Source organism: Roseibium sp. (assembly GCF_048261595.1).
In the GTDB taxonomy this organism is placed as follows: Bacteria; Pseudomonadota; Alphaproteobacteria; order Rhizobiales; family Stappiaceae; genus Roseibium.
This window is the reverse complement of sequence record NZ_JBLXFW010000004.1, coordinates 50,148-72,282: the sequence shown is the minus strand read 5'-3', so window position 1 is coordinate 72,282 and position 22,135 is coordinate 50,148. Positions and strand designations below refer to the sequence as shown.

Annotated in this window: 23 protein-coding genes; 16 read left to right on the top strand and 7 right to left on the bottom strand. The window is 57.8% G+C overall.

Annotated elements, in window-relative coordinates; translation table 11 throughout:
* Positions 1-7 precede the first annotated feature (7 nt).
* From ACN0SY_RS13930 to ACN0SY_RS13900, 7 genes are all read left to right on the top strand, one after another.
* Positions 8-976, top strand: a complete 969-nt coding sequence (locus ACN0SY_RS13930; protein ID WP_417688072.1) for an ABC transporter permease — start codon at positions 8-10, stop codon at positions 974-976.
* Positions 973-1,368: a cytidine deaminase gene (gene cdd / locus ACN0SY_RS13925; protein WP_417688070.1), complete on the top strand. Its 396-nt coding sequence runs from the start codon at positions 973-975 to the stop codon at positions 1,366-1,368. Before ACN0SY_RS13930 ends, cdd begins: the two co-directional genes overlap by 4 nt.
* A gap of 6 nt (positions 1,369-1,374) precedes the next feature.
* Positions 1,375-2,187 (top strand): purine-nucleoside phosphorylase, encoded by an 813-nt coding sequence (locus ACN0SY_RS13920; protein WP_417688068.1) that lies wholly within the window; start codon positions 1,375-1,377, stop codon positions 2,185-2,187.
* The gene (deoC, locus tag ACN0SY_RS13915; RefSeq protein WP_417688066.1) at positions 2,180-2,959 is read left to right on the top strand and encodes a deoxyribose-phosphate aldolase; all 780 of its coding nucleotides are present in this window, start codon (positions 2,180-2,182) and stop codon (positions 2,957-2,959) included. Before ACN0SY_RS13920 ends, deoC begins: the two co-directional genes overlap by 8 nt.
* Before the next feature lie 2 nt (positions 2,960-2,961).
* Positions 2,962-4,278, top strand: coding sequence for a thymidine phosphorylase (deoA, locus tag ACN0SY_RS13910; protein WP_417688064.1), 1,317 nt, complete (start codon positions 2,962-2,964; stop codon positions 4,276-4,278).
* A 98-nt stretch (positions 4,279-4,376) separates the two neighbouring features.
* Positions 4,377-5,597 carry a phosphopentomutase gene (locus ACN0SY_RS13905; protein ID WP_417688062.1) on the top strand — a complete coding sequence of 407 codons (1,221 nt, stop codon included), beginning with the start codon at positions 4,377-4,379 and terminating at the stop codon, positions 5,595-5,597.
* 41 nt (positions 5,598-5,638) lie between these two features.
* Positions 5,639-6,631 carry an adenosine deaminase gene (locus ACN0SY_RS13900; RefSeq protein WP_417688060.1) on the top strand — a complete coding sequence of 331 codons (993 nt, stop codon included), beginning with the start codon at positions 5,639-5,641 and terminating at the stop codon, positions 6,629-6,631.
* 30 nt (positions 6,632-6,661) lie between these two features.
* On the opposite strand, the gene ACN0SY_RS13895 is transcribed toward ACN0SY_RS13900, so the two are convergent.
* On the bottom strand, positions 6,662-7,918 hold the full coding sequence (locus ACN0SY_RS13895) for an MFS transporter (protein WP_417688058.1): 1,257 nt from the start codon (positions 7,916-7,918) through the stop codon (positions 6,662-6,664).
* Between the two features lie 265 nt (positions 7,919-8,183).
* On the opposite strand from ACN0SY_RS13895, the gene ACN0SY_RS13890 reads away from it, so the two are divergent.
* From ACN0SY_RS13890 to ACN0SY_RS13865, 6 genes are all read left to right on the top strand, one after another.
* Positions 8,184-9,422, top strand: a complete 1,239-nt coding sequence (locus tag ACN0SY_RS13890) for a DUF1688 family protein (protein ID WP_417688720.1) — start codon at positions 8,184-8,186, stop codon at positions 9,420-9,422.
* 73 nt (positions 9,423-9,495) lie between these two features.
* Positions 9,496-10,125 carry a uracil phosphoribosyltransferase gene (upp, locus tag ACN0SY_RS13885; RefSeq protein ID WP_417688056.1) on the top strand — a complete coding sequence of 210 codons (630 nt, stop codon included), beginning with the start codon at positions 9,496-9,498 and terminating at the stop codon, positions 10,123-10,125.
* A gap of 167 nt (positions 10,126-10,292) precedes the next feature.
* A complete protein-coding gene (locus tag ACN0SY_RS13880) occupies positions 10,293-10,799 on the top strand; it encodes a retropepsin-like aspartic protease family protein (RefSeq protein ID WP_417688054.1) in 507 nt (168 codons plus the stop codon).
* 70 nt (positions 10,800-10,869) lie between these two features.
* Positions 10,870-12,369, top strand: a complete 1,500-nt coding sequence (locus tag ACN0SY_RS13875) for a phosphomannomutase/phosphoglucomutase (RefSeq protein WP_417688052.1) — start codon at positions 10,870-10,872, stop codon at positions 12,367-12,369.
* Positions 12,370-12,491: 122 nt separating this feature from the next.
* The gene (locus tag ACN0SY_RS13870) at positions 12,492-13,490 is read left to right on the top strand and encodes an aldose epimerase family protein (RefSeq protein WP_417688050.1); all 999 of its coding nucleotides are present in this window, start codon (positions 12,492-12,494) and stop codon (positions 13,488-13,490) included.
* 29 nt (positions 13,491-13,519) lie between these two features.
* Complete coding sequence (locus tag ACN0SY_RS13865; RefSeq protein ID WP_417688048.1) at positions 13,520-14,551, top strand: histone deacetylase family protein; 1,032 nt, start codon at positions 13,520-13,522, stop codon at positions 14,549-14,551.
* A gap of 10 nt (positions 14,552-14,561) precedes the next feature.
* On the opposite strand, the gene ACN0SY_RS13860 is transcribed toward ACN0SY_RS13865, so the two are convergent.
* Positions 14,562-15,179: an HAD family hydrolase gene (locus ACN0SY_RS13860; RefSeq protein ID WP_417688046.1), complete on the bottom strand. Its 618-nt coding sequence runs from the start codon at positions 15,177-15,179 to the stop codon at positions 14,562-14,564.
* Between the two features lie 125 nt (positions 15,180-15,304).
* Here ACN0SY_RS13860 and ACN0SY_RS13855 point away from each other — a divergent pair, with 125 nt between their 5' ends.
* Positions 15,305-16,201, top strand: coding sequence for a phosphate/phosphite/phosphonate ABC transporter substrate-binding protein (locus ACN0SY_RS13855; protein ID WP_417688044.1), 897 nt, complete (start codon positions 15,305-15,307; stop codon positions 16,199-16,201).
* An 18-nt stretch (positions 16,202-16,219) separates the two neighbouring features.
* Here the strand turns inward: ACN0SY_RS13855 and ACN0SY_RS13850 are convergent, their stop codons facing one another.
* The 5 genes from ACN0SY_RS13850 to ACN0SY_RS13830 all read right to left on the bottom strand — a co-directional run bounded on the left by ACN0SY_RS13850 (position 16,220) and on the right by ACN0SY_RS13830 (position 20,530).
* Positions 16,220-17,395, bottom strand: coding sequence for an acetate/propionate family kinase (locus ACN0SY_RS13850; RefSeq protein WP_417688042.1), 1,176 nt, complete (start codon positions 17,393-17,395; stop codon positions 16,220-16,222).
* A 3-nt stretch (positions 17,396-17,398) separates the two neighbouring features.
* Positions 17,399-18,811, bottom strand: coding sequence for a bifunctional enoyl-CoA hydratase/phosphate acetyltransferase (locus tag ACN0SY_RS13845; protein ID WP_417688040.1), 1,413 nt, complete (start codon positions 18,809-18,811; stop codon positions 17,399-17,401).
* Positions 18,812-18,925: 114 nt separating this feature from the next.
* Positions 18,926-19,498 (bottom strand): TadE/TadG family type IV pilus assembly protein, encoded by a 573-nt coding sequence (locus tag ACN0SY_RS13840; RefSeq protein WP_417688038.1) that lies wholly within the window; start codon positions 19,496-19,498, stop codon positions 18,926-18,928.
* 5 nt (positions 19,499-19,503) lie between these two features.
* Positions 19,504-20,094: a TadE/TadG family type IV pilus assembly protein gene (locus ACN0SY_RS13835; RefSeq protein WP_417688037.1), complete on the bottom strand. Its 591-nt coding sequence runs from the start codon at positions 20,092-20,094 to the stop codon at positions 19,504-19,506.
* 10 nt (positions 20,095-20,104) lie between these two features.
* Positions 20,105-20,530, bottom strand: coding sequence for a pilus assembly protein N-terminal domain-containing protein (locus ACN0SY_RS13830; RefSeq protein ID WP_417688718.1), 426 nt, complete (start codon positions 20,528-20,530; stop codon positions 20,105-20,107).
* Between the two features lie 567 nt (positions 20,531-21,097).
* Here ACN0SY_RS13830 and ACN0SY_RS13825 point away from each other — a divergent pair.
* Positions 21,098-21,286 (top strand): Flp family type IVb pilin, encoded by a 189-nt coding sequence (locus ACN0SY_RS13825; protein WP_417688035.1) that lies wholly within the window; start codon positions 21,098-21,100, stop codon positions 21,284-21,286.
* A 150-nt stretch (positions 21,287-21,436) separates the two neighbouring features.
* Positions 21,437-21,934 carry an A24 family peptidase gene (locus ACN0SY_RS13820; RefSeq protein WP_417688033.1) on the top strand — a complete coding sequence of 166 codons (498 nt, stop codon included), beginning with the start codon at positions 21,437-21,439 and terminating at the stop codon, positions 21,932-21,934.
* Positions 21,935-22,135 lie beyond the last annotated feature (201 nt).

The following is a 22,135-nucleotide window of genomic DNA, read 5'->3' as shown; positions in this document are numbered from 1 at the left end:
GCGCGCCATGTTCGACACTTTTATCCTCATTCTCGATTCCACCGTTCGCCTGTCGACACCGCTTCTGCTGGCATGTCTTGCAGGACTTTATTCCGAGCGCTCCGGTGTCGTTGACATCGGTCTTGAGGGCAAGATGCTCGGCGCAGCCTTTGGCGCTGGCGCGGTCGCTTATCTGACCGGCAATGCCTGGGTTGGTCTGGGCGCCGGGATTGTCGTCTCGATTGCGCTTGCGCTGATCCACGGCTTTGCTTCGATCACCAACCGTGGAAACCAGATCGTGTCAGGCGTCGCGATCAACTTCCTGGCGGCCGGGCTGACTGCACTGCTCGGCCAGGCCTGGTTTCGTCAGGGCGGCCGGACACCACCGCTGCCAAAGGATGGCCGCTTCCAGAATATTGAACTGCCCTTTGCGGCCGAGCTGGCGGATGTTCCGGTTATCGGTCCGATTTATTCGGAGCTGCTGTCCGGTCACAACATCATCGTCTACCTGGCGTTTCTGGCTGTACCTCTGACCTGGTGGATCCTGTTCCGGACCCGCTTCGGCCTCCGCCTGCGCGCTGTCGGCGAGAACCCGGCGGCGGTCGATACGGCCGGTATCTCCGTTACCTGGCTGCGCTACAGGGCGGTCATTGCTTGCGGTATCCTGTGTGGGATTGCGGGCAGCTATCTTTCGATTGCTCAATCGTCGGGTTTCATCAAGGACATGACGGCGGGACGCGGCTTCATTGCTCTGGCAGCCCTGATCTTTGCCAAGTGGAAGCCGGTCAACGCGATGATGGCGTGCCTGTTGTTCGGCTTCCTCGATGCCGTTGCAATCCGTCTTCAGGGTCAGGAGATCCCAGGAGTCGGGGCGGTCCCCGTCCAGTTCTTCCAGGCGCTGCCGTACATTCTGACCGTGATCCTGCTGGCTGGCTTCATTGGCAAGGCGATCCCGCCCAAGGCATCGGGCATTCCCTACCTGAAGGAGCGCACATGAGCCGGATCGATGAACTCTTTGCTGCCGCAAAGGTGGCCCGGGAGAAGGCCTATGCGCCATATTCACAGTTTCAGGTGGGCGCGGCGCTGATCGCGGAAGACGGCAGTCTACACACGGGGTGCAATGTCGAGAACGCAGCATTTCCGGAAGGTGTGTGCGCGGAGGCCGGCGCCATCAGCGCGATGGTCCTGGCGGGCCAGCAGAAGATCTCCGAGGTGATGGTGATCGCCGATGCGGCGCTCTGCACGCCCTGCGGAGGTTGCCGGCAGAAACTGAATGAATTCGCGGACAAGGATGTGACTATCCACATTGCGGACCTGAATGGCGTGCGCCGCAGTTTCCGGATGGATGAGCTTCTTCCCGCGGGATTTGAACTTGAGGAAAAGGACTGACCACCCATGAGCGGTTTTGGTCGCGAATGCGCGGAGATCGTCCGCGCCGCCCGTCCGGGCTCCTATCGCATTGGCATGATCCTTGGCTCGGGTCTTGGCTCCCTTGCCGAGGAAGTCGAGGATGCCTCGCGCATTGCCTATTCGCATCTGCCGGAGTTCCCGGTCTCCACGGTCACTTCGCATTCCAGCGAACTGGTCGCCGGGACCCTTGAAGGTGTTCCGGTCGTGATCCTGTCCGGACGTGCCCACTACTACGAGAGCGGGAACCCCAGCGTGATGCGTACGCCGGTCGAGACGCTCAAGGAACTCGGTTGCGAGGTCCTTCTGGCGACCAATGCCGCCGGATCCTTGCGTGAGGAAGTCGCTCCGGGCAGCCCGATGCTGATCTCTGACCACATCAACTGGTCCGGCATGAACCCGTTGATTGGCGAGGAAGACGAAAGCCGATTCCTCGACATGAGCGCCGCCTATGACCCGGAACTGCGCGCGGCCATGAGAAAGGTAGCCGAAGAGACCGGCGATCCGGTCGCAGAAGGCGTCTACATGTGGTTCTCGGGCCCTTCTTTCGAGACGCCAGCGGAAATCCGTATGGCCAAGATGCTCGGTGCGGATGCCGTTGGTATGTCCACGGTTCCGGAGGTGATCATGGCGAGGTTCCTCGGCATGCGGGTTGCAGCCATGTCGATTATCACCAACTACGGTGCGGGCCTTCAGGCCCATGCGCTGTCCCATGACGAGACCAAGAGCGTCGCACTGACCGGTATGGACCGGATGAAACAGCTGGTGCGCGCGTTCGTGAAGGAAATCGGAAATGACTGAGATTGCTGCTGCTGAAACGGCAAAGCGCGCTCTTGGCCTGGTTGACCTGACCAACCTCAACGATGACTGTACGGCCGAGGATATCTCTTCCTTATGCAAGCGCGCTGTCACGGCCCATGGTCACGTCGCCGCCGTCTGTATCTGGCCGCGGTTTGTCGCGCAGGCTGTCGAGGAGCTTAAGGGTACGGGCGTCAAGATCGCCACCGTCGTCAACTTCCCGGATGGCGGGACGGACACGCAGGCCGTTGTTGCCGAAACCGAGCAGGCAGTGAAGGACGGTGCTGACGAAATCGATCTCGTCATGCCCTATCGGGCCTTTCTCGAGGGCCGCCGCGGCTTCGCCGAAGAGCAGATCATCCGTGTAAAGGCTGCCATTCCCGAGCCTGCAATCCTCAAGGTTATTCTGGAAACCGGCGAGATTGCAGACCCGCTGCTGATCCACGTGGCATCCGAGATCGCGATTGCCGCTGGCGCCGATTTCATCAAGACCTCCACCGGCAAGGTCAAGGTCAATGCGACGCTCGAAGCTGCCGAAGTCATGCTGACGGTGATCGAGGAAACGCGTAGAGACAAGCTGAAGGACGTCGGCTTCAAGCCGGCGGGCGGGATCCGCACGGTCGATGATGCTGCCGCCTATCTTGCCTTGGCGGACAAGATCCTCGGTCACAACTGGGTTTCGGCTGCGACCTTCCGCTTCGGCGCGAGCGGTTTGCTTGACGCCCTGGTTGGAGCTATCGACGGTTCCGGCGCCACCGCGGGCGAAGGATACTGACCATGCTGCCTCAAGAACTGATCCGCAAGAAGCGCGATGGCGGCACGCTCAGCCACGACGAGATAGCCTTCTTCGTTAGAGGATTGGCGGATGGCAGCGTGACCGAGGGACAGGTCGCCGCCCTTGCCATGGCGGTCTTCTTCAAGGGCATGAGCATCGACGAGCGCGTAGCCTTGACCCTCGAGATGCGCGACAGCGGCGATGTCATGGATTGGTCCGGTGTCGATGCACCGGTTCTCGACAAGCACTCGACCGGAGGTGTGGGTGACAATGTATCCCTGATGCTCGCCCCGGCGCTGGCTGTTTGTGGCGCGGCAGTGCCAATGATTTCCGGCCGCGGTCTGGGTCACACGGGTGGAACCCTTGACAAGTTCGACAGTATTCCCGGCTATCAGACCCAGCCGGACAACACGCTGTTCAAGAAGGTCGTCCGCGAAGTCGGCTGTGCCGTGATCGGGCAGACTGGCAATCTTGCGCCTGCGGACAAGCGCTTCTACGGGATCCGCGATGTGACCGGGACGGTGGAAAGCATCGACCTCATCACGGCCTCGATCCTGTCCAAGAAGCTGGCGGCGGGCCTTCAGGGGCTGGTTCTCGACGTTAAATGGGGTACGGGCGCCTTCATGGCTTCTCTGGATGCGGCGCGCGCTCTCGCAGAGAGTCTCGTTCTGGTCGCCAACGGTGCCGGCCTGAAAACGACGGCGCTTTTGACCGACATGAACGAACCGCTGGCCTCTGCTGCGGGCAATGCGGTTGAAGTCCAGAACGCCGTCGATTTCCTCAAAGGGACTGCGATCGACAACCGCTTGTGGGATGTAACAGTCGCACAGGGTGGCGAGCTTCTGGCAACGGGAGGTCTTGCTTCCGATGCCGAAGACGGGGCCGCCAGGATGCGCGCTGCTTTCGAAAGCGGGCGCGCTGCGGAAAAGTTCGCCGAGATGGTGACGGCGCTTGGCGGTCCTGCCGACTTCATGGAAAAGGCCGAGATCTACCTGCCGAAGGCTCCGGTCGTTGCACCGATTTATCCCGAACACGACGGCGTGGTGACTGCTGTCAACGCCCGCGCTGTCGGTGTCGCCGTGGTCGAACTCGGTGGTGGCCGCAAGGCGGCCGCCGATGTGATCGACCCGGCCGTCGGGCTCACCGATCTTGCGGGCATTGGTCATTCGGTCGATGCAGATGCTCCGATTGCCATTGTCCACGCCCAGAGCGAGGAGCAGGCGGAAGCTGCTGCGATCGCCGTACGGCGCGCCTACACCATCGGCGCTCCTGCCGATGTTCAGGACCATCCCAGCGTGGTGGAACGTATCGCGCCTTGAATGACTTGCGTTGCCATTTCGGCAGCGCCCCGGATGCCGACCGGAGAACGGCTGGACAAGGCGGGCTCGAACCTGCCGAACGAGAAGAGGAAACTCTCATGCCACGCGCAATTCTCTGCGTTTTGGACAGCTTTGGCATCGGTGGTGCAGCCGATGCCGAGCGCTTTGGCGACGCCGGTTCCGATACGCTCGGTCACATCGCCGAAGCGTGTGCTGCAGGTCGTGGAGATCGTGAGGGCCTGCGGTCTGGGTTGCTTAGCGTTCCGAACATGGATCGGCTCGGCCTCGGTCGGGCGTCTGTCCTGTCAAATGGCAAGGCTGCGCCGGGCCTGGATTTCGACGGAGAGCCGCTAGGCATCTGGGGTTGTGCGGCCGAAGTGTCCAACGGCAAGGACACCCCGTCCGGCCACTGGGAAATTGCAGGCGTGCCGGTTCGGTTCGACTGGGGTTATTTCCCGGAAACGGTACCGACTTTTCCGTCTGAGCTCATTGCGAAGGTTCTCGAACAATCCGATATCCCGGGAATTCTCGGTGACAAGCACGCCTCAGGCACGGTGATCATCGAGGAACTCGGCGAAGAACATCTTCGCACGGGCAAGCCGATCTTCTATACCTCAGCCGACTCGGTCATCCAGATTGCGGCACATGAAGAGCATTTTGGCCTCGAGCGTCTCTACGCGCTTTGTGAAGTCGTGCGCGGCATCGCCGACCCCTACAATATTGGTCGTGTAATTGCCCGCCCATTTGTCGGGACCAGCGCGAAGGACTTCACCCGCACGCCAAACCGGCGGGACTACTCGGTTCTGCCTCCGGAGCCGACCCTTTTGGACAGAGCCGAGAAGGCGGGCCGTCAGGTCATCGGCGTCGGCAAGATTTCCGATATTTTTGCCCATCAGGGGGTCACGAAGGTTCTGAAAGGGGCCGGGAATGACGATCTTTTCGACAAGACCCTGGAAGCAATGGATCTGGCCGGCGATGGCGATATGGTCTTTTCCAACTTCATCGATTTTGATTCCCTGTTCGGACATCGACGGGATGTCGCCGGCTACGCCGCTGCGCTGGAACATTTTGACCGCCGCCTGCCGGAGATGCTGGAGAAGCTGAAAGAGGGGGATCTGTTGATCCTGACGGCGGACCATGGTTGCGATCCGACCTGGAAGGGTACGGACCATACGCGTGAACATGTCCCGGTAATCGGAGTGGGGCCGGGCATCGCGCCCATGGCCATTGGCCTGCGTGATACCTATGCAGACATCGGCGAAAGCATAGCCGACCATTTGGGCCTTGCATCTGGCCCGCATGGTGTCAGTTTCCTCTGATCCGAACGTAGCGAGCCGCGCGATTCGGCGACGAGGATTTCATGACCTATCCGATGACCGTGCCAAAGGCCGAACTGCATTGTCACATAGAGGGTGCGGCATCGCCGTCTCTTGTTGCACGTCAGGCGGAGAAATACGGCGTCGATGTTTCTTCCATCATCGGCGGCGACGGCAAATACATCTGGTCCGATTTTACGACTTTCCTTCAGGCGTATGATCTTGCCAGTTCGGTGTTCAAGTCGCCGGCGGACTATGCCCTGCTGTCCGAGAGTTATTTTCGTATGCTGGCTGCCGAAGGCGCGATCTATGGAGAGGTTTTCATATCTCCCGACCATGCGCAGGCCGCCGGGTTGTCCTACCGCTCCTACGTTGAGGGACTTGCCGCAGGCATCGAGCGGGCGAAGGAAGACACTGGCATCGAAGGTCGCATGATCGCCATCGGCGTTCGTCACTTCGGCGCAGCATCGGTTGAACGCGTCGCCAAGGAAGTGGTCGGTAATCCGCACCCCCTCGTGACTGGATTTGGGCTGGCCGGCGATGAGCGCGAGGGACATCCGGCGAATTTCGCCAAGGCCTTCCGCCTGGCAGGTGACGCCGGTCTCGGACTGACTGCTCATGCGGGCGAGTTCGGCGGCCCGGAGAGTATCGTGGCTGCCCTGGAGTTCCTTCGCGTGAAGCGTATCGGTCACGGCGTGCGTGCGATTGAAGACAAGGCGCTGGTCGATCGTCTGGTGAAAGAGCGCATCGTCCTCGAGGTCTGTCCGGGGTCGAATACATCCCTGGGCGTCTATTCTGTGCTGCGGTTTCATCCGGTGAACCTCCTGCGCCGTGCGGGTGTTCGCATAACGCTCAATTCGGACGATCCGCCGTTCTTTCACACGACGCTTGGCAAGGAATATTCCAGTGTCTCGAAGACGTTCGGCTGGACGGAAGCAGATCAGGTTCAGGTAACGCGTACCGCCATCGAGGCAGCTTTTTGCGATGACAGCACGAAGCAGCGGCTTCTCGTCCGTCTGGACAGCGCAAAACCCTGACCTCCGTCACATGGCTTCGGGGCATACCGCTCAGTCGTCTAGCCCGACTTCGTCCTGATCTGTCCTTGGATCGAGCACTGCGGTCTCCGGCGTGGTCATTCGGCCGGTCGAGATTACCGGAACGAAGTCCACCTTCTCATCATCTTCGACCGGTGCCCGCTGAGTCATGCGCCACAACGCGAAGAGCATCATGATCAGGTGAGCGGTGGCAGTGACCTGGAAGAGAGCGCCCGGATGCGTGGCAGTCATCAGGGCGGCCGCCGCGAGTGGCCCGATCATCGTGCCCACACCGAAGATCAGCAGCAGTCCGCCACTGGTTTTCAAGAAATCCCGGGGGTCAGCATGATCGCTCGCATGGGCAACAATCACCGGGTACATCGAGTAGATCATTCCCCCGAACGCAGCGATCATGCCGACCGTGATCAAGGGGTCAAGTTCGCCGAAAAGGGACACGCTTGTGCCGAGTGTCATCGCAATGATGGCCATGGCGACGAGGACCAGACGGCGATCGAGACGGTCGGAAAGGTATCCGACGGGGATCTGGACGATCGCACCGACCAGAAGTGCGAGAGACATCATGATCGCGATGTCGGACACTTCGAGCCCGATCCTTCTCCCGTAGACGGCACCAAGTGTGCCGAATGCGCCGTTTGAGATGCCGACGAGAAAGACTGCAACAACGGCAATCGGCGAATTTTTCCAGAGCAGCTTGGGATCAAGGCGTGCCTGGGTAAGCGGCGTCGGAGATGCGGCAGTGGAAAGGGCGGTCGGGAGCAGGGAAAGCGAGTAGATGATCGAACCGACGACAAAGAAGATGAAGCCGGTTGGATCGCCAAGGGTAAGTAGCATCTGGCCCGCGGTCGTGGCGGCCAGATTGATCATAGTGTAGATGCCGAAGATCTTGCCGCGTGTCTTGTTGGTCGCTCTTTCGTTCAGCCAGCTTTCGACGATCATCGCGGCGCCCGCGAAGCAGAAGCCCGAGATCGCTCTCAGCAGCACCCAAACAATCGGTTCGATGAAGATCAGATTCAGCAGGACGGTGATTGCCGCCAGAGATGCCAGCACGCCGAACGACCTTATGTGTCCGACGCGCTTTACGATCATCGGTACGGCAAGGCAGCCGGCCATGTAACCAAACGCCCATCCAGCGCCCAAGAGGCCGAGAGAGGCATCTGAGAACCCCTCGGCGAGGCCACGTACCGGTAGCAGCAGGCCATGGAGCCCGCCGGCCAGCAAGAGCAGGGCGGAGCCACTCAGAAGGGCTGCGATGGAAAAGACAGTCGACATGAAATTCTCGATCTTCGGGCCCGAAGGCTCTTGATTGGGAACGGGCGGGGGCGAATGGGTTGGCTTTTGTCAAGCGCAAGTAAAATACGCCAGCGAAAAATGAGCAATTCGGAGGTTGGGCATTTGTGCAAATGCTCCACTCATTTAGAACTTAACCACGATGACCTGAAAACGGTTCCGTCAAATTCCGGCAGAGAATGTCGCGATGGGCCCGTGGCTATGATTGATCACCAGTGAACTGATACCGAGAAGTGCATTGAAAGCCGTGCCTGACCGCCCCTCGCTACCGATTGCCTTGTTGAACTCGCCTGGCGTTTTCGAGCGCTCCGAGAAGCTCTTCCGCCACGCCTTGGCCGGGGACTTGCAGAGCCTGCGGCTCGATATGGACCGGATCGGGGCCTTGGTCGCGAGGGTCAGGCATCAGATTGCGGAAAGCTATCCTGACTTCCAGATACCGCCCTACGGATGCTGGCGGTTCTTCGAGGTAGGGAACGTTGACCGCTGGGGAATGATCGCCGGAGCACGTGGATTTTCAAGCGCCAATGAAATGCTTCTCTCTGCCGGAGATCTGGCAGTCTTGTGTGCGATTGCCAACGTCGCCCTGGATCCGGCCTGGACCTTCTACGAAGAGGTGACCGGAAGGAGTTTTCGTGGTCAGGAAGGCAAGGCTCTCGCCGTTCTGTCCATGTTTGCAGCCGGAGTCTTCTCAGCCCATCCGGATGACCCGTTGCGCGCGGACGCGCATGCGCTGATCCGGGTTGAGCCCAAGGAAGTCATCGACGGCTTTCAGCTTGACCCCGACGTGGATGCTCCACATGCGGAAATGCTTGCAGCGCTGTTCAATCGCCTCGGAGAGGCTACGGGGATGCGGCCCGATTTGTTCACGAGTGGCGACGAAACCCGTCCGGGCAACCTGCTTGTGCAGCTGGCGCTCAAGGCGGATGAGAAAACAGTGATTGGGAGTGACCTGCTGGATGTCGTTCTGGACGGATGCGCTGTTGTCTGGCAAGGCGGCGCCGTCATCGATGACGTAATCCTTGGCGATACCTGGCGCCATCCGGCTCTGCTTGCGGAACTGGTGGGGAACGGAGAGGTGCCGTTCCATCTCCCAGCTATCGAGATCGCCTCGAGCTTCGTCGAACCGCTTGCTTGGGCGGGCGTCACCATCGACGTCTTGGATACTCTGCCAGCTCTGGCCAACCTCGAACACATCGCGATGTTCGTCGACGCAGGTGTCTTGGTGCTCTCGCCAGCAGCAGAGATCGAGCCTCTGGAGGCGATGATCGAAGTGAGGGGCGGCACCCTTGCGCTACTGAATGAACTCGCCAGAGAACTCCGAACGGATCTGGATGTGAGTGCGGACCAATTGCCGCTCTCATGCATCCAGGAGGGTGGGACTTTGCGTCTCGGGCGGGAGATTCTCATGGAAAATGCCGCTCTGGCTGAAAAACTGTCAAAAATCCTCGGCAGCGGGGGTGTTTTTTGGCTACCTTTCAAGGCATAGCACGTTCAAACGAATTGAAGAAAACAGGCCCGTTTCCCGATCTGTCGACGGGCCCTGAACGAAAGAGGCAAATATGTCCGGAGCCACCGTCGTCAATCATCCGCTGGTACAGCACAAACTCACGATCATGCGCGACAAGGCGACGTCCACTCAGGGGTTCCGCCGGCTGCTGCGCGAGATTTCCCTCCTGCTTTGCTACGAGGTGACCCGCGACCTGCCCGTTGTCCATCAGACCATCGAGACCCCGATCTGCGAGATGGAGGCTCCGACGCTTGCAGGCAAGAAGCTTGTTTTTGCCTCCGTACTGCGTGCTGGCAACGGCCTGCTTGAAGGTATGCTGGACCTGGTTCCGTCCGCACGTGTGGCCCATATCGGCCTTTACCGCGACCCGGAAACGCTGAAGCCGGTCGAATATTACTTCAAGGCTCCGGAAGATCTGAACGAGCGCCTTGTGATCGTTGTCGACCCCATGCTGGCCACCGCAAACTCTGCCATTGCGGCTGTCGAAAAGCTGAAACAGCGCGGAGCGAACAACATCCGCTTCCTCTGCCTGCTTGCGGCTCCGGAAGGCGTTGCCAAGTTCAACGAAGCGCATCCGGACGTGCCGATCTTCACCGCGTCAATCGATCAGAAGCTGAATGACCACGGATATATCGTTCCGGGTCTCGGCGATGCCGGCGACCGCATGTACGGCACCAAGTGATCACAGAGACAAGACCCTTAGCGCCCGGCAACTTGCCGGGCGTTTTTATTGTGAGCGAAGTTCTCGAACGACTAGCGGCATAGACAGCGCAGAGAATTTCGAGATGCCTTTTAAGCAACGCTAACAGGTTGTCGATATGGTCCCCTGGTCAGGGGAAAATCACGCCAATGTTGCGATATGTCGTCATAGTTCTGTTTTTTGTGGCAACCTTGCCGCTCGTTCCGCATTTCCTTGCTGAGATGACGCCACAGACTGACGATGGCGAAATGTCAGAGGAGCCCGGCCAGGCAGAACGCGCCAACGGTCCTGTTCACCGCATAATGAAACGAGCAGATGGCAGCTATCGGCTCGAAGGCCAGGTGAACGGCCGAAAGGTGGAAATGCTCGTCGACACCGGAGCCTCTCATGTCGCCTTGCCACAGACGGTGGCGCGAAAGGCTGGCATATTCTTGCAACCTTCGGACTTTAAGATCGAGGTTCGGACGGCGAACGGATCCACTCGCGCTGCTCCGACCAGATTGCGAGAAATCGAGATCGGGAGAATTCATTTGAAGAATATCGACGCGCTGGTACTTGATGACGATGCGCTCAGCGTGACCCTGCTGGGAATGTCGGCGTTGCACAAGCTGGACCGCTTCGACTTTTCAAATGACACCCTGCTTCTGGTTCAATAGGATCTAGCCATTCCGATCACGCGATTTTTGACCCCAGTTCGCCAACGTGTTTTATCCCAAGAGGTGATAGATGTTCCCCAAGCCGCAGGCTTTGCTGACACCCAATACCTATGCCTATGAGTCGCAGCCAATGGTGAAGCCGACAGGCTTCCGTGAGTACGACGCCCGCTGGCTGTTCGAAAAAGAAATCAACCTGATGGGCATGCAGGCGCTGGGCATGGGGATCGGCACGCTGATGCATGAACGCGGCGTTCGCCCGGACATTGTCGTCGGTCACGATTTCCGCAGCTATTCGGCGTCGATCAAGATGGCGGTCATCAATGGTCTTCTGGCTGCCGGTATCAATGTTCACGACATTGGGCTGGCGCTTTCGCCGATGGCCTATTTCGCACAGTTCGCTCTTGATGTTCCTGCGGTCGCGATGATCACCGCATCCCACAACGACAATGGTTGGACCGGCGTCAAGATGGGTATCAACAGACCGCTTACCTTTGGACCGGACGAAATGGGTCGTCTGAAGGAAATCGTGCTCGAAGCGGCGTTCACGACGAAGAGTGGCGGCAGCTATCGCTTTGTCGAAAATTTCCCGGACATTTACATCAAGGACCTGACCGAGCGGGCAAAACTCAAGCGGCCGATCAAGGTGGTTGCAGCCTGCGGAAATGGCACCGCAGGCGCATTCGCGCCTAAGGTCCTTGAAATGCTCGGTGCAGAGGTCATTCCGCTGGATGCGGAGCTCGATCACACCTTCCCGAGGTACAATCCGAATCCGGAAGACATGAAGATGCTTCATGCCTTGCGCGACAAGGTTCTGGAGACCGGTGCTGAGGTCGGTCTTGGTTTTGATGGCGATGGGGACCGCTGCGGCGTCGTCGACAATGAGGGCGAGGAGATCTTCGCCGACAAGGTTGGCGTGATGCTGGCCCGCGATATTTCGGCCCTTCATCCAAACGCACAGTTTGTCGTCGACGTGAAATCAACAGGCCTGTTCAACACGGATCCGGTGCTCAAGGCGAACGGTGCGAAGACGGATTATTTCAAGACCGGTCATTCCTACATCAAGCGCCGTGTTACGGAACTTGACGCGATTGTCGGCTTCGAGAAGTCCGGCCACTATTTCTTCAACGCTCCGATCGGTCGTGGCTACGATGACGGCCTTGTCTCCGCGATTGCGATCCTCGACATGCTCGACCGGAATCCGGACAAGACCATGGCGGACCTGCGTCGTGATCTGCCGAAGACATGGGGCTCACCGACCATGTCGCCGCATTGTGAGGACGAGATCAAATACGACGTCGTCGACCGTGTGGTCGCACGGTTCAAGGACATGCAGGCCAAGGGCGAGACGGTCGCAGGAAGCCCGATCGTCGATCTGATCACCGTCAACGGGGTCCGGGTCGTAACCGATGACGGAACCTGGGGTCTTGTTCGGGCATCGTCCAATAAACCGGAGCTTGTCGTCGTGGTCGAGAGTCCGGCATCGGAAGAACGTCTGCATGCCATGTTCAAGGCAGTCGATGGCGTTCTGCGGGAAAACCCGGAAGTCGGCGAATATAATCAGACCATCTGATCGAGCACTCAGTTAAAGTGTGGCAAGGCGACGGGCATGCCCGTCGCCTTTTACGTTTCCGAGCACCTTTGCGAAAGTTGATCTCGCAGTCCTGCTCAGAACCTTGAAAGGAACGCCGACAGATGGTCCGGGAATTCGGCAGGCTTGCGGATGGCACGCTCGTGGAAGAGGTCACTCTGAAGAAGGGGGCGCTTGAAGCAAAGGTTCTCACCTATGGCGCTGTCATTCGCGATCTGAAGTTCAATGGTAAAAGCGTCGTGCTCGGATTCGAGGACCTGCAGAGCTACGTCGATCATTCTCCCGACTTCGGTTCGGTGCCGGGGCGGTGTGCGAACCGCATCAAGAACGCCCGCTGCACGATCGAGGGCACCGAGTATCAGCTAGGTGCCAATGTGGATGGCAAACATCATTTGCATGGTGGCGCGACCGGCTTCGGACGCCGCGTCTGGAGCCTGGAGCAACATGACAAGGCAAGCGTCCTGCTGAAATACGTCTCCGCAGACGGAGAAGAGGGCTACCCGGGACGGGTGGAGGCGCTTTGCCGGTATACGCTGACCGGTTCGGGTGCGTTGCGAGTGAAATTGACCGCAACGACTGACAAGACAACCATCGTCAACCTGACCCAGCACAGTTACTTCAATCTCGATGGCAGCGACACCATCCTGGATCATACCCTCGAAATTGCGGCAGATACCTATCTGCCTATGTCTGAAGAGTTTTTGCCGACGGGCGAAATCCGCAAGGTCGAGTGGACGCCCCACGACTTTCGTGATGGGCGCAGGCTTAGGCGAAAGCCGGGGGAGGAAGGCGTCATATTCGACCATAATTTCTGCCTGGCCGATGCTCCGCGCGATGAGGTGGCGTTTGCGGCAGCGCTGGAAGACAAGAACGGGGATTGCCGAATGGAGGTCTGGACCACAGAGCCCGGCGTCCAGTTGTACGATGGATACAAGATCGATGTGCCGGTTCCCGGCCTTGATGGAACTCGGTACGGCGCCCATGCCGGATTGTGCCTTGAAACGCAGCGCTGGCCCGACAGTGTCAATAACCGGAATTTCACAGATGTGCTGTTACAACCGGGTGAGACGTATACTCATGTCACCGAGTTCCGCTTCGCGTGAGCGGATGGAAAGGATAAGCGAGTAGGCCATTGAAGACGGTATTCTCCACGATCCAGCTCACCCATGCGCCAACGCATGAGATATCCGACGGCCAGCTGAAACCTGCGGTCGAGATCCCCAGCCGCGCGCAGATCGTGCTCGATACGATCAGGGAACGCAGACTCGGAGAAGTGATTGGACCGGAGGATTTCGGAGCGAGACCCTTGCGAAGGGTTCACTCTCCTGAATACCTGGCATTCATGGAAAGCTTCTGGGAACGTTGGACTGCAGCAGGTCGTTCATCCGAGGCGTTCCCCTTTGTCTGGCCAGTCCGCTCGTTGAGAAGCGATCCCATTCCCGATCACATTGACGGTCTGCTTGGCCGCTATTCGATGGACGCGGGAACACCTTTGGGACAGCATACGTTCGAAGCCGCCAAAGCCTCCGCGAATACTGCGCTCACCGCTGCGAAGCTTGTCCAGGGGGGAGAGCGCTCTGCATTCGGCCTGTGTCGTCCGCCCGGTCATCATGCAGGAATCGACTTCTATGGCGGTTATTGTTTCCTCAACAACGCGGCAATCGCGGCGCAATGGCTTCGTGACTACGGCGCCGCCCGTGTTGCGATCCTGGATGTCGATTATCATCACGGAAACGGCACTCAGGCGATTTTCTACGACAGATCGGATATCCTTTTCCTGTCCATCCACGCTGATCCGAAGCAGGAATACCCCTATTTCCTCGGCCACGCGGATGAGACGGGGGTCAATGCCGGTACAGGGTTCACCCGCAATTGGCCATTGCCTCTAGGCACGAGCTGGGAGGGCTATCAGCAGGCACTCAACGAGGCCTGCCGATGGTTGCTGGTCTATAAGCCTGACTATCTGGTCGTGTCGCTGGGTCTGGACTGCTTCCAGGACGATCCGATTTCAGGCTTCACCTTCACGAGCGACGACTTCACGGCGCTAGGTCAACGTCTGTCCTATGTCGATGTCCCGACGGTGTTTCTATTGGAGGGGGGCTATGCAGTCGATGCCCTTGGGCAGAATTGCGTGAACGTACTCCAGGGCTTCATAAAAGGCTGAGGGTTTGGTCTCAGACGGGGAAGCCGAGCGAGCGCAGATCCGTACGCAGGACATCGGGCGACGTGAAGTGCAGGGCATTCATCCCGCTCCGGCGTGCCCCTTCGACGTTATTGGGTGAATCGTCGATGAACACGCAGGCACCTGGGGCAAGGTTATTGCGCGAGAGAAAGGTCTCGTAGATCCTGATATCTGGCTTGATCATCCCCTCGTCGCCAGACACGAGGATATCCAGAAACGACTGCTTCAGGAAAGGGAAGCGCTCCTGCGTCTCCGCAAACTTGTCCGACGAGAAATTGGTGATCGCATAGAGTGGAACTCCCGAAGCCTTGAGTTCTAGAAGAATGTCCACCGTGCCGGAAATGGCACCGGGAACCATTTCATGCCAGCGCTCGGAATAGGCAGCGATGAGGTCGGCCTGATCGGGATGCGCCCGGACCAGTTGATCAATAGCCTCTGTCCAGGACCGCCCAAGGTCTTGCTGAAGGTTCCAGTCCATGGAGCAGATATCCTGCAGGAAACGGGCTCTGTCCGCTTCATCTGGAATGAGTTTGCGGTAAAGATGGTCCGGATCCCATTCGATCAGAACATTGCCGATGTCAAAGACGACGATTTCTGCAAAAGACGACACGTTTACTCCAGATGGCTGCGTAGAAACTGATTGGGCCAAATATCGATATGCTTGCTCAGGTATCATCTTCTCCCCGGCAAATGCGCCGGGCAACAGCTTTCCTCATTGGCCTGGTGATTTGCTTGTTGAGCGTCCAATTCGGCTGGAACGAGAAGGCATTGGCGGAAGGAGAAATGCATCGTCTGCGTTTCGGCATAGCTGTCGGTTCCGACGAGACGGCGCGGGAGCGGATCGAACCTTTCCGCGTCTATCTGGAAAATGCCCTCGACATGGCGGTCGACCTGTTTCTCATCGACACGCTTGGAGAGCTTGCCGAAGCCTTGTCACAAGGAGACATTGACTACGCCCGATTGTCACCTTCGGCATTTGGTGTGGTTTCGGCGTCCTGCCGGTGTGTGGAGCCATTGGCGACCGCAGCGCCTGACAGTTTTCCTCCGCACTACTTTTCGGTGCTGGTCACGCGCAAGGCGTCGCAACTCAACACATTGGCGGACCTGAAGGGAGCCCGCCTCGGTACTGGCGAGGGGACTTCGATTGCGACCCATCGCGTACCATTGTCCGGGCTTCTGGCGGAAGGCATAGATCCGGCCCAGCATTTCAGAACCCTGGTTCAGGTCCAAACTCCGATAGAAGGACTGCAGGCGGTTCTTGACGGACGAGTGGATGCGTCGCTCGCCTGGTCGACACTGAGCGGCAGTCCCGAGACCGGCTACACGGCCGGAACCTTGAACGATTTCTACATAAGCCGGAGGCCGGGTTTCTCTGACCTGCAGATTGTCTGGAGGTCCTCCCCGATCCCCTATACCGCTCACGCCGTTCACACGGAGACGCCCGACGCGGTCAAACAGTCCTTGCGTGAGGCGCTCCTGACGCTCTTGGAAACTGCTCCTGATGTCTATCTGGCAGTGGAGCCGGATTATCCCGGAGGTTTGCGTCCGGCCGTGGCGGCTGATTTCCGCGCCCTTGAACGAGGCTACTCTCCAGCATTCCTGTCCTGGTTGAAGAGCTACCGGAACAGATAAGGGTACCGATCGCCTGGCCTACCCATTCAGGATTTCCAGCGTTTTCCGGCGGATCATCTCCTCCTCGTTGGTCGGGATAGCAAGGACATTCACTTTTGAGGGTCGAGAAGATAGGCACAACGCGTTCGTCTCGTTGGCCGAGCGGTCAATCGAAATGCCAAGCCAATCCATATCAAGGCAGACCTCACGCCTGACACGCTCCGAGTTCTCGCCGATCCCGCCGGTGAACACCAAGGTATCCAGACCGCCGAGAACAGCGGCCATGGCACCGAGCTCCCGGCGGATCCGGAAAACGAAATAGTCGATGGCGCGGCGTGCGTCTTCTGAGGAGCTTCGCTCCAGCTCTCTCATGTCCTGGCTTAGACCGGAAAGTCCCTTCAACCCGGACTCCTTGTAAAGCAAGTCGGAGATATCCTGGGGGCCCATCTGCTTCGTCGTCATCAGATAGAGCAAGACGCCCGGGTCAATCTGGCCGCAACGTGTTCCCATCGGCAGGCCATCAAGTGCGGTGAAACCCATCGTCGAGCCGATGCTTTTGCCGTGTTTGATAGCGCACATTGATGCTCCGTTGCCGAGATGGGCGACAACGATCTTGCCATCCGCAAGGTCTGGCCGTTCTTCGTCCAGATAGGCGCAAATGTATTCATAGGACAGCCCGTGAAAACCGTACCGCCGCACGCCCTCGTCATAATACTGGCGCGGAAGGGCAAAGGTGTCGTTGACCCAGGGGTGCCCGCGATGAAATGAAGTGTCGAAGCAGGCAACTTGGATGGCATGCGGGAAGGCCAGCTGGGCTGCCTCCACACCGGCAAGATTGTGAGGCTGATGAAGCGGTGCCAGAGGTACGAGTCTCTTTAGATCGGCTAGTGAAGACTCATCCAGGAGTTCTGCCGACCTGCGCTCTGGCCCGCCATGTACGATCCGATGCCCGACGGCCGCGATTGCGCTGCAATCGATGATGCCATCAAGACGGCGGAGTATGGCCGCGAGTGCTGATTGATGATCCCTGCCGTCCTCGGCGGAAAGATCGTTAGCATCGTAATTTTGGCCAGTTCGATCTCGAAGCGATATCCGCGGGGACGCCCCGAGGCCTGACACCTGACCCCGAACGAGTTCGATGCTACCGGAAAAGACGGTGAACTTGATTGAAGATGAACCGGCGTTCAGGACTGCGATCATCGGATCCCGGATCATGTGCTACTCCCCAGACGGATCGAAAACCTCGACCGGTAAGCCGGTTCGCTTCCAGTGATCGTAAAGCAACGCAATGGCACAGGAGGCGAGGCGAGCCCTGCCGTCATCGGCCCGGCTGGTCAACATGACCGGTACCTTTGCACCAATGACGAGGCCTGCGGCTTCGGCATGGGCGATGAATGTCAGTTCCTTCGCCAGCATGTTCCCTGCCTCGAGGTTTGGCACGACGAGGACTTCCGCATGTCCTGCCACCAGCGAGTTTATGCCTTTTGTTCTGGCGGCCTGTACGTCGATGGCATTGTCCATCGCCAGTGGGCCATCGACGATCCCTCCCTTGATCTGGCCGCGCTCGGCCATCTTGGAAAGGACGGCAGCGTCCAGACTCGACGGAATGGCAGGATTGACGGTTTCGATCGCCGAAAGAATGCCGACCTTCGGTTCGCTCAAACCCAGCGAGCGGGCAGCGTCTATGGCGTTCTGGGTGATGTCGACCTTGGTTTCCAGGTCAGGAGCGATGTTGATTGCAGCATCGGTTATCAGGACCGGAGTCCCGCGACCGGGAATGTCCATGACGAAGACATGGCTGATGCGACGCTTCGTGCGCAGTCCCCCATCGCGTTTCACAATGTGCCGGAGAAGATCGTCAGTGTGCATGTGCCCCTTCATGACAGCACGCACGCTTCCGTCATGAACCATGGAGATCGCTTTTGCGGCAGCCTCCGACTCGTCTTCCAGATCGATGAGTGCAAAGGCCTCCAATGACCGGCCGATGCTGTTTGCAGCAGTTTTGATCCTTGCCGACGACCCGATCAGGATCGGTTCGATCAAGCCCTCATCCGCGGCCAGAAGCGCGCCGGCCAGTGAACTCTCGTCATCCGGTGCGACGACGGCAGTCGGCATCGGCGCGAGTTTCTTGGCAAGCGTGATGAGCCGATTGAAGTGGCGGTGCCGTTCAATCAGCAAGGCCGGCAGGTCGGATGCCTCGAACTCGATTGTTGTCTCGGGTGCCGTGACCTCCGCCTTTCCTGAGGCAACGGCGGTACCATCCTCGAGTGTCACGGTCGTATCGATCTCGAGCACACGATTGGCGCCTTTGCCCGTGACCTCGACGCGAACAATGAGCTCGTCGCCGACCGCGACCCCTCGGTGAAATTCAAGGCTCTGAGTAAGGTAGCGTGTCCCTGGGCCCGGCAGGATATTGCCTAGAACAGCGGATATCAGTGCGCCGACCCACATGGAGGGTGCGACGGGTTTGTCGACCTGCCCATCGCCGGTCCAATCGGTATCTGGAAGATTGAGCGGATTCCGGTTTCCTGACGCGTGCGCGAAGATCAGAAGATCGTTTGTTGAGCAGGTTCGGGTAATCTGCGCGGAATCTCCGACGGAGATCTGATCATAGGTCTTGTTGCTCGCCATTCCCGTCCTCGTGGATTGTCTCCAGCGCGCTGCGATGCAGCATTGCAGACGGCACATTAGCTGGCTTTGCCGGGCGAGCAAATACGGGCAACTGGCTATGGAAAGCGCTTGCCGCTAGCCGGTGTAAAGAACCTTGTTGGTCAGGCGCGGCCTCAGAAAATAGACGTCGCCCATGGGTATCGCTGTCGCGCGCGGGAAAATGTTTTGCGCCAACGTGGCGAACATCGGGATGTAGGTATAGAAGCTCTGGCCGATGACAATGGATGTCCCCGGTAAGGCTACCTGATCTGGTATTTCGATCGTTGGCTCCGATCCGCGCGCCCAAGGTGTATCGCCGTCCTGATCGATGCTCCAATCGACCTCGGGATTGCCATCTTCGTCAAACGTGACGCTGGCGATGATCACCTGAAGTGTTGCGGTTGTGTAAGGCGCAAGGATCTCGTTGGACGCGGTCATGATGTCCTGTGCCTCGGCAGCCGACAATTGTTCTGCCTGGGCGACAAGGTCGGCGACGGAACCTGCAATCTGACTGACCTTGCGACTATGGTTCAGTGCAGAAGTGGTCTCTGCAACGCCAATCAGCAGAATCAGGAGAAACGGCAGGATGAGTGCAAATTCGACTGCCGCGATTGCCCTCGTGTCGCGAACAAAGCGGCGCACTTCGAAAATCGTTTGCTTGAGGCTCATGATTTTCACCAAGGGAAGGGTTCGTTGCGGAAAACAATCGTCGAGAACAGGTAGCGCTCCATGTTCCCGGTATCGCCAGCATCAGTCTGGATGATCGATGTGAACATCGGCCAGCGATATATGAAACGGGCGACGACAATACTGTTTGCGGAGCCGACCTGAAACGCCTCGTCCTCCAATTCCCCATCCTCATCAAACAGAGGCGGCATGGCGTCAAGAGCCGAAAACTGGTCGTAGCTCCGGACGTCGACTGTCAGTCGAGTCGGGAAGCAAAGAAATGCCGTCAACCGTTCACATACTTCGGTTTTGAAACCGGCGGCATCCATTGAGGATTGATGGATTTGACCCGTTCGTATCAGCCGGCCGGTCTCCAGGGCCGCGTTGTCCAGCAGCCGATTGACGAAGAACGCGAGGCCGATCTCCATCACGCCAACAGTGAGCATGAATAGAGGTACCCCGACCGCTGCAAATTCAATGGCTGCGATGCCGCGAGTATCCTTCCCAAAGAGCCTGATCGCACCGCGGCCCCTTGCAAAAAAGGTCTTCGCGAATTTGCGGCAGGATTTGAGAAGGAGGGAGGCTTCGCGCGGGGGCATGGACGTATCGCTAGTTGCCGCTGGCCGCTTTGACGGCGAGGTCGTTTCGCACCGACGATTGTTCGGCCGCCGTCTGGAACGAATCGCGTCCGTCACCGAGACGCAGGATGGGTTCACATGCAGGGGCGCATGAATATGTCGTTCTGTTTGTCCGCCGCGTGACCGCAACGGCATTCTCATCGGTGGCCGTCACTATGATGACTTCATCGATGATTGGTTCATTGGCGGCATCCAGAATGACCAGGTTTGTCGATCCATATGCCTTGCCCGTGACCACCACGGTATTGCGGTCATGCATTGATACGTCGGCTATCGCCGGGTTCCCGACGATGACCGTGCTAGCCGGTTCCTCGATCCTGAACACTTTGGCGCGGTCGACCGTAACTGAAACGGGTCCTTCAGCGTCGGCGGTCTGCGCAAAAAGTAAGACGGCCATGGCAAACAATCCGGATTTTCCAAGCAGGGCGCTAGTCCTATCCATGACGTACTCCAGAACAAATGCGGTTTACGAACGTTTACCAAGAACATGGTGAAGGAAGCCCTAACACCCGAAACGAGGAAGGGTAAACCGTCAGGTCTGGTGTTGTGACCGGGGCAGCCCTGTCATTACTTTACGTAAATTAGCTTCAGATGCACTCAGAAGGGCTGCGCAAATAGTATCGAATTTTTTTATTCGTTATCTGGTGTTTTTCGCCTCTATATGTCGGATGTAAACAGTATATTAACGCATATATTCGGAGTTTTATCTGCATGAGAGATGTATATATTCATATAGTATATGTAATTTTTGATTTTTTGTTTTGTTTAAATTGGATTAATTGTTGGTAAATGGATAAAAGTTCATTAACCATGGTCTATTTTACCTAGTTCAGCTTCAGTTCGAATAGTAAATTTAACTGATTGGAAAGGGCCGGGCGGTAATGTCCTTTCATGTTCGAACGGTCGGTAACAGGCGCGGCGAACAATGAAGCTGTCAAATAAAGTGGAATTTCGGAGCAAACACATGAAGAATCTTATCGCACGTTTCGCCAAGGATGAGTCTGGCGCAACCGCAATCGAATATGGTCTGATCGCCGGTCTGATCTCCGTCGCAATCGTCGGCATCCTTGCTACCATGGGCGGTAGCCTGACCACGGTATTCACCACCATCAACGACAACCTGGCACCGGCTGCACCGGCAGCTGACGGCTAATCGCGGGTTTCGCGCAAGCGAGCCATCTCAGCATCTGCAATCCGCAAGATGCCAAGAAAGCGGGCGTTTATCGCCCGCTTTTTTATTTTTTGTTCATATTGAAAGCCAATTTATTGAGGCTTGAATTTGTCCCGATGAGGTTGAAGTCGGATGTATCAGGCTGCATTGCTCGTAATCTTTCCATTGCTTGTTGTTTATGCGGGCGTCTCGGACCTTCTGACCATGAAAATTCCGAACCTGGTATCGATCCTGCTCGTGGCCGGGTTCGTCCTGGTTGGGTTGCTGACCGGACTATCGCTCGAGGCATGGGGGTATCATCTTCTCGGCGGGGTGGTGGTGTTTCTTCCCTGCTTCATAATGTTCTTCCTGGGCTGGATGGGGGGCGGCGATGCGAAGGTCGCCAGCGCGATTGCTCTCTGGTTTGGCTTTGGTATCGACCTGGCAACATTTGTTCTGATGACGGCAATGTTCGGGATGATCCTGACCCTGGCCCTGCTGCAGTTCAAGAAGCTGTCATTCCTGCCGCTCTTTCTCGCGCGTATCGAATGGGTCGAACGCCTTCATGATTCACGGACCGGCATACCCTATGGGATTGCTATTGCCGTGGCGGCACTGCTTGTCTACCCGAAATCTCAGTGGTTTCTTTGATCGACTGCAAGTAATCTGCGCGGTCAAAGCTGGATTTCATGGTTAATGATATGTAAATATTTTCAAAATGCGAATTATTATTAAATTTTTAATTTAAGTTAATTTCGATTAACCTCGTTTCCTCACAATGGATTAACCATGTTTTGACGAATTCGATTCCACACTAGCTGCAACGCGCCATTTGCGCGCATCGATCGTGTG

What these genes read in the sequence shown, in the direction of transcription:
- ACN0SY_RS13845 (WP_417688040.1), bottom strand. Translation starts at nt 18,811, where the DNA reads ATGGCGAGCAACAAGACCTATGATCAGATCTCCGTCGGAGATTCCGCG.
- upp (WP_417688056.1), top strand. Translation starts at nt 9,496, where the DNA reads ATGTCCGGAGCCACCGTCGTCAATCATCCGCTGGTACAGCACAAACTC.
- deoA (WP_417688064.1), top strand. Translation starts at nt 2,962, where the DNA reads ATGCTGCCTCAAGAACTGATCCGCAAGAAGCGCGATGGCGGCACGCTC.
- ACN0SY_RS13825 (WP_417688035.1), top strand. Translation starts at nt 21,098, where the DNA reads ATGAAGAATCTTATCGCACGTTTCGCCAAGGATGAGTCTGGCGCAACC.
- ACN0SY_RS13920 (WP_417688068.1), top strand. Translation starts at nt 1,375, where the DNA reads ATGAGCGGTTTTGGTCGCGAATGCGCGGAGATCGTCCGCGCCGCCCGT.
- ACN0SY_RS13835 (WP_417688037.1), bottom strand. Translation starts at nt 20,094, where the DNA reads ATGCCCCCGCGCGAAGCCTCCCTCCTTCTCAAATCCTGCCGCAAATTC.
- ACN0SY_RS13840 (WP_417688038.1), bottom strand. Translation starts at nt 19,498, where the DNA reads ATGAGCCTCAAGCAAACGATTTTCGAAGTGCGCCGCTTTGTTCGCGAC.
- ACN0SY_RS13895 (WP_417688058.1), bottom strand. Translation starts at nt 7,918, where the DNA reads ATGTCGACTGTCTTTTCCATCGCAGCCCTTCTGAGTGGCTCCGCCCTG.
- ACN0SY_RS13870 (WP_417688050.1), top strand. Translation starts at nt 12,492, where the DNA reads ATGGTCCGGGAATTCGGCAGGCTTGCGGATGGCACGCTCGTGGAAGAG.
- ACN0SY_RS13930 (WP_417688072.1), top strand. Translation starts at nt 8, where the DNA reads ATGTTCGACACTTTTATCCTCATTCTCGATTCCACCGTTCGCCTGTCG.
- ACN0SY_RS13820 (WP_417688033.1), top strand. Translation starts at nt 21,437, where the DNA reads ATGTATCAGGCTGCATTGCTCGTAATCTTTCCATTGCTTGTTGTTTAT.
- ACN0SY_RS13875 (WP_417688052.1), top strand. Translation starts at nt 10,870, where the DNA reads ATGTTCCCCAAGCCGCAGGCTTTGCTGACACCCAATACCTATGCCTAT.
- ACN0SY_RS13900 (WP_417688060.1), top strand. Translation starts at nt 5,639, where the DNA reads ATGACCTATCCGATGACCGTGCCAAAGGCCGAACTGCATTGTCACATA.
- deoC (WP_417688066.1), top strand. Translation starts at nt 2,180, where the DNA reads ATGACTGAGATTGCTGCTGCTGAAACGGCAAAGCGCGCTCTTGGCCTG.
- ACN0SY_RS13905 (WP_417688062.1), top strand. Translation starts at nt 4,377, where the DNA reads ATGCCACGCGCAATTCTCTGCGTTTTGGACAGCTTTGGCATCGGTGGT.
- ACN0SY_RS13880 (WP_417688054.1), top strand. Translation starts at nt 10,293, where the DNA reads ATGTTGCGATATGTCGTCATAGTTCTGTTTTTTGTGGCAACCTTGCCG.
- ACN0SY_RS13830 (WP_417688718.1), bottom strand. Translation starts at nt 20,530, where the DNA reads ATGGCCGTCTTACTTTTTGCGCAGACCGCCGACGCTGAAGGACCCGTT.
- cdd (WP_417688070.1), top strand. Translation starts at nt 973, where the DNA reads ATGAGCCGGATCGATGAACTCTTTGCTGCCGCAAAGGTGGCCCGGGAG.
- ACN0SY_RS13850 (WP_417688042.1), bottom strand. Translation starts at nt 17,395, where the DNA reads ATGATCCGGGATCCGATGATCGCAGTCCTGAACGCCGGTTCATCTTCA.